A 6,017-nucleotide genomic window follows, 5' to 3' on the forward strand; every position below is an offset into this window, starting at 1 on the left:
GATCTTGGCCCCTTTTTACGTTTATTAGCTTATTGGCGTAGAATTTATTCTTCGTCGTAAATTGTCGGAATTGGCTGACGCTTATGTTGCGTAGCCTGGTAGATTTCAACTAAACGTTCGGCAACCTCAGTTTCAACAGGTTTGCCTTCCAGGAAGTCATCAATTTGATCGTAAGTTACCAGCAGGGCATGCTCATCGGGTTTCTGCGGTGCAAGCTCTTCCAGATCGGCTGTTGGCACTTTCTTCACAAGAAGCTCTGGAGCTCCCAATGCCGCGGCAAGTTGGCGTACCTGGCGTTTGTTCAGGCCGAACAAAGGAGCAAGGTCACAAGCGCCATCACCAAACTTGGTATAAAAACCGGTAATATTTTCTGCTGAGTGATCAGTACCCAATACCATTCCACCAACAAGGCCTGCCACTTCATACTGGGCAATCATACGGGCACGTGCTTTCACATTGCCTTTCACAAAGTCGATCTTGTTGTGGCATGTTGGCAGAAGCTCAGTACCTTCCAGTGCTTTCAAAGTACTTGCGTGGGTACCATCTACACCGTCTTTGATGTTTATACTGATGGAGTGGGTTGGTTGGATAAATGAGAGAGCCAGCTGTGCTTCGTCTTCGTCATGTTGTTCACCATAAGGGAGACGAACTGCGATAAATTGATAATCTTGAGTATTGGTTTCGTCATTCAATCTGTTGATGGCTAGCTGAGCCAATCGACCGCAAAGTGTGGAGTCGATGCCTCCGCTGATACCAAGAACCAGAGACTTGCAGTTTGCCTGCTTCAGTTTATGCTGAATAAAACCGACACGGCGTTGAATCTCGAAATCGACATCAATTTCAGGCAGTACACGCATCTCTGCGCGAATAAGCTGTTCCATAGTGAATGAATCCTCAGGGCGTTGCCCAGTTTCTAATCATTTAGCTCAACCAAATGCAAAAAAATTCAGCTTTGCATTAAATCTTTACCAAAATCATGCGATAACTCTAAGACAGGATCAATCCTGAACTGACAATAAATCCAAATTAATGATAAATCGGTATAAAAAAGGGGCATTCTAGTCATGACAGCAACAATTGCCGTGTTTGGCAGCGCATTTAATCCGCCCAGTTTGGGGCATAAATCTGTGCTAGAAAGGCTGCAACACTTCGACCGCGTATTACTGTTGCCAAGCTATGCGCATGCGTGGGGAAAAGTGATGATCGACTATGATGCCCGTTGTGAATTGGTCGAAGCTTTTATTGATGATCTCAACCTGCCTAACCTGGAGCTATCACGTTTGGAGCAAGAGATGGCTGTCGGTAACGAGCCAATAACGACCTATGCAGTACTCAGTAAGTTGCAGCAGCAAATACCAGATGCAGAGCTTACATTTGTGCTTGGTCCGGATAACTTTCTTAATTTTGGGAAGTTTTACAATTGTCAGAAAATTGTCAAAAAATGGCAAATCCTGGCATGTCCGGAGACGGTTAGCATACGAAGCACAAATTTACGTGATAATATTGTCAATAAGCGTTCCATCTCACACTTAACAACTCCAACAGTGGCTAGAATGCTTGATGACCGAACGCGTTATTGCTTTCACGAGACCAGCACCAAGGATCAATGACAAGCAATAACGATATCGGGTGACCTTGTTATTGCACCATGGTATCGGAAGGCTTGTTTTGAGCAGTTGTAAGATAAGATCATATATCTATGCTTTCATAGCCAGTTCAATAAGCGCTTACGCTTGGGCTATGCCTTGTGAACAATTTACAGCAAGTCAGCTAGCTGGCATGACGGTCGAAGAGCAAAAAACTTTTTCGACGTCTTGCAGCGTTATCAAGGATTCACCGCCAGATTATTATGTTCCTGCCGAGAGTCAACAAACCCAGCAAGCATGGAAGTCTGAGTCAAAGACTGAAAGTGATTTCTGGGATGACTGGAAAGGCAGCAATAGTTCGCCAGTAGTGTCGTCGAAATCAAAGTCTAATTCACAATTTTTCGGCCTTGGTGTTTGGGTTCCGGCCAAGTACGAGGATCCCGATATTGAGACGATGAGAGACGCCGAAGAGTGGATTAAAAACCACGGATTACAAATGAGCTTTGGTGTGGGTGGGGAAGACGGTCGTTCAACGCGCGTTAGGGTCGACTATCGCTGGCATGGCGAAAACCTTGATGATATCTCCCTGCAAGTCGAGATCCCTTTTCAGTAGCCATATACACCATAGGTCACCGCATCAAATTTACTGTTTCAATTTTAAAAGCGACGTTGTCACGTCGCTTTTTTTATTCCCTTCGTTAACCGAGCTCTAGTCCAAGAATCGGTTTTGCTAATGCGGCAATCGTGTCCTTCGGCGTATTCAGCGTATCCGCAATTTGCTCAAGTTTACGGCCTGAACGGGATAGTTTAAGCGCCTCGCGCATTACAATACATGCTTCAAGTTCACTGCTTGAGAAGCCGATGATCTCCGAAATGGCCGCCAGTGCTGATTTGTTCGTTACCTTGTCACCTTTTAGCAATTGGCTGAGCTGATTATTATAGTCATTGCGCAAGGCAGGACAGAGTGAGTTTGTTTTAACTTTTAACTTAGCAACTTGATCAGCTATTACACGCAATAGATTGCCAGCTGGGCCTTTAGGGCTATCAGTTGACTGCGTTTTGAATTCATGGCGCAATTCTGCAAGCAGTGCTGTTAAAAGCTTACTGACAGAGAAAAAGCCAGCTTCTCTACACACTGGCGTTGTCAAACGCGCAGAAAACTCGACTTTAGAATACTGAGTGCCCGGTAGAACGGTAAGTGCGTGAAGGCAATCAAAAGGGATCCAGAAACCAGCCCCTTTGGTAATTAAAAATTCTTGCTTACCAAGTCGGACAAGCGCAGAGCCTTGTTCAACAACAATCATATAAGAAGTATGACTTTTGCGGCGTGAGCCAACGTGTAGGAAGTTTTGAATGTTGTGTGAAAATTCTATAGCCTGTTTCATAGTAAGTCTCTAGCAAAAAAGCACGCACATATTGTTCTGTTTTAAGCAAACCGTCAATAATTGGCAGGGATTAGTCCGCGATTTGATGCACTTTTAGTAAGAATTGCTACGCTAACAACAGACACCATCGCTTAAATTACGGTAATGTGTTTGAAATCTATCCATATTTATGTGGTATGACCTCCAACCAGGCAGGTAGTTGCGTCATGTCATTGGGCAAACTGATAAATCTGCGTAAAATGTCGCGGTTTTTATTTTATATGAAGCATAACTGTGCAAACTGATAACGATATATATAAAGAGATCCGTCCGTATAACGATGACGAAGTAAGTGAGGCAATTGAACGCCTTGTTAACGATAAGGAATTCATTTCAGCAATCCTAAATTATCGTTTTCCCCAACTATCAGGCGTACTTGGCTGGTTATTGATCCCGTTGATCAAACGCTTCCTGATTAAAAAATGGTCTAGCGTCAAGACAGTAGAAGACGTTCAGTTCCAGGTTGCCAAATATATGAACGCGACCATTGATCACTCATGTGACGGTGTCACAAATAGTGGAATGGAGAAGCTTGACCCGAATCAGTCTTACCTGTTTATTTCAAACCATCGTGATATTGCCATGGATCCTGCGATGGTTAACTGGTGTCTATATAAGCAGAACTTTAAAACAGTTCGTATCGCTATTGGTGACAACCTGCTTAAGAAACCTTGCGCGACAGAATTAATGCGCCTTAACAAAAGCTTCATTGTAAAGCGTTCCGCGAAAGGACCACGCGAAATGATGAAGGCACTTGGTCAGCTTTCAAGCTACATTTCTCACTCTCTTGAAACTGGCAATTCTATCTGGATTGCTCAGAAAGAGGGACGAGCCAAAGACGGAAATGATAGAACGGATCCGGCGATTCTGAAGATGTTTTTCATGGAAGGACGCAAGCGCAAGCAATCTTTTAGTGAATTTATCGCGGGGCTGAATATCGTCCCGGTTGCTATCTCCTACGAAAACGATCCATGTGATGTGGCCAAAGCGAAAGAACTATACGAGAAAGCAACGTCTGGTAGTTACGAGAAAGGCGAGTTTGAGGATATAGAAAGTATTATCCAGGGTATCGTGGGCCAAAAGCGCCGTATTCATGTCAGCTTTGGTGATGTGATTAAAGCACCGTTTGAAACACCAGAAGAACTGGCCGAAGAAGTTGATCGACAGATCACTGAAAACTATCACTTGTTTCCGGCGAACTATATTGCAGCAAACCAGGCACATGAATCTGTTACAGATGCAGAGAAAACACGATTCTCTGAAAAGCTATCTGATTTGCCAGCAGGTGTGGTTGATATCTTGAAGAAGATGTACGCATTCCCTGCACTGAAAAAGCAGCAATAACACGATTGGCAGCAGGTATTAGAAACCTGCTGCCAAAATTAATATTTAGGATCGGGAGTGGCACTCAAGGTTCTTACTATCGCTTTCGGAGACAACACTTCAACCCGTCGGTTTTTTCTTTTTTCTACCTCTGATGAACCCTTCGCGATCTTTTCGCTATAACCCGCCGCGACTATCTGGATTCTTTCCTCTTCAACCCCAAAAACAGATGAAATATAGATGGCGACACTAAACGCACGCTCATAGGAAAGCACTATATTTTCTTCTTCATTACCACTGTCATCGCTGTGTCCAACCACAACAATGAAGCTGTCGGGATGTTGCCTTAGCCGGACTGCAATAGGATCAAGATCGCGTTGGTTGGTTGCATCAAGCTCGTAGCTGTCTTTTTCAAAATACACGGTTTGGCGCATTTCTGGCAGCTCAGTTAGCAGGATTCTGGCGCTTGGTACTACTGAGGGAGATGGGGAAGTTGATTGTTGGCCCTGGCTATTTGTGACGGTGTCACCTCCGTTTCCACAACCAGATAGAAAAATGCCAGTCAGTAAGAATGGAATCAATAAATAGCATTGTTTTTTGCACGACATTAGGCAACCTAAAGCAGTAAAGCACTACTTTAGGTTTAGAACATCTCTCTAGAATCACAACTACAGAATTGAGAAGGAATTTGCCTGTCTAGCGATTAATGGCTGGGTTGGGGGTACGATAAGGCGGAACAGCCATACTTTCAGACATAAAATCTATAAATGAACGAACCTTAGGAGCGAGATACTTGCGTCGTGGGTACACAGCATAAATCGGCAGTTCTACATCGGCTTTCCACTCAGGTAGTAATTGAACAAGTCTACCAGTCTCGATTTCATCATTAATTAGGTAGGTAGCCAGATAGGCAATGCCTAAACCAGAGAGTGCAGCATCGAGAACCGCCGGCGCGTTATCGATACGATAAGTGCCTCGCGCTCGAATTGATTGTCTTACGCCGTCACGAGTGAATTCCCAGTTAACGTATTTTCGTTCACGGCTCTGGTAGGTAATGCAGTTATGTTTACGTAACTCACTTGGTGATGATGGCGTGCCATTTTTTTCAAGATAGTCTGGCGATGCAACAACAACAAACTTACAGTCTGCTAGCTTACGTGCCACCATACCCTCAGGCGGATGTTCATGAATCGCAACCCAACAATCAAAGCCTTCTTCAAGCAGGTTAGGGCGGTGGTCAAATAAACTGACCTCAAGCTCTAGGTCTGGATGGGTTTTTTGGAACTCTGCCAATGCCGATGTAATGTTGGCATTACCAAATGATTGCGCAATACCGACGCGAAGTACGCCTTTAATCTCATTACGGTAACCTGCGACCATTGCTTCAGCTTCACTGACTGTATCCAGCAGTTGCTGGCCATACTCCGAATACTGTAAACCAATATCAGTTAGTGCGACAGCACGAGTACTACGCTGTACCAACTGACAGCCTAAACGCTCTTCAAGAAAACGAATCTGTTTACTGACTTGCGATTTTGAGATGCCAAGGCGCTCTGCTGCACGAGTAAAGTTCTGTTCGTGACCAACAGTAGCGAGGATTACCATTTGTTGAAGATTTTCTAGCATAGGGGAGAACCATAAAGAGACAACATTGAAAGTATACCATTGATTACAAACCGGTAAA

General features: G+C 44.2%; 7 protein-coding genes. 3 read left to right on the forward strand and 4 right to left on the reverse strand.

Features of this window, described 5'->3' with window-relative positions:
• Positions 1–44 precede the first annotated feature (44 nt).
• Positions 45–881 carry an ammonia-dependent NAD(+) synthetase gene (gene nadE, locus MHN01_RS13715; RefSeq protein WP_239411859.1) on the reverse strand — a complete coding sequence of 279 codons (837 nt, stop codon included), beginning with the start codon at positions 879–881 and terminating at the stop codon, positions 45–47.
• A gap of 183 nt (positions 882–1,064) precedes the next feature.
• Between nadE and MHN01_RS13720 the strand changes: the two genes are divergently transcribed.
• Positions 1,065–1,610 (forward strand): nicotinate-nicotinamide nucleotide adenylyltransferase, encoded by a 546-nt coding sequence (locus MHN01_RS13720; protein ID WP_239411860.1) that lies wholly within the window; start codon positions 1,065–1,067, stop codon positions 1,608–1,610.
• 130 nt (positions 1,611–1,740) lie between these two features.
• Positions 1,741–2,199 carry a hypothetical protein gene (locus MHN01_RS13725; RefSeq protein ID WP_239411861.1) on the forward strand — a complete coding sequence of 153 codons (459 nt, stop codon included), beginning with the start codon at positions 1,741–1,743 and terminating at the stop codon, positions 2,197–2,199.
• Between the two features lie 85 nt (positions 2,200–2,284).
• Here MHN01_RS13725 and MHN01_RS13730 read toward each other — a convergent pair whose 3' ends face one another.
• Positions 2,285–2,971: an AraC family ligand binding domain-containing protein gene (locus MHN01_RS13730; RefSeq protein ID WP_239411862.1), complete on the reverse strand. Its 687-nt coding sequence runs from the start codon at positions 2,969–2,971 to the stop codon at positions 2,285–2,287.
• Between the two features lie 273 nt (positions 2,972–3,244).
• Between MHN01_RS13730 and MHN01_RS13735 the strand changes: the two genes are divergently transcribed.
• Positions 3,245–4,354, forward strand: coding sequence for a 1-acyl-sn-glycerol-3-phosphate acyltransferase (locus tag MHN01_RS13735; protein WP_239411863.1), 1,110 nt, complete (start codon positions 3,245–3,247; stop codon positions 4,352–4,354).
• 38 nt (positions 4,355–4,392) lie between these two features.
• Here MHN01_RS13735 and MHN01_RS13740 read toward each other — a convergent pair whose 3' ends face one another.
• Both MHN01_RS13740 and MHN01_RS13745 read right to left on the reverse strand, forming a co-directional pair.
• Positions 4,393–4,941: an OmpA family protein gene (locus MHN01_RS13740; RefSeq protein WP_239411864.1), complete on the reverse strand. Its 549-nt coding sequence runs from the start codon at positions 4,939–4,941 to the stop codon at positions 4,393–4,395.
• A gap of 88 nt (positions 4,942–5,029) precedes the next feature.
• A complete protein-coding gene (locus tag MHN01_RS13745) occupies positions 5,030–5,959 on the reverse strand; it encodes a LysR family transcriptional regulator (protein ID WP_239411865.1) in 930 nt (309 codons plus the stop codon).
• Positions 5,960–6,017: the final 58 nt, after the last annotated feature.

Source organism: Photobacterium sp. OFAV2-7 (assembly GCF_022347985.1).
GTDB lineage: Bacteria > Pseudomonadota > Gammaproteobacteria > Enterobacterales > Vibrionaceae > Photobacterium.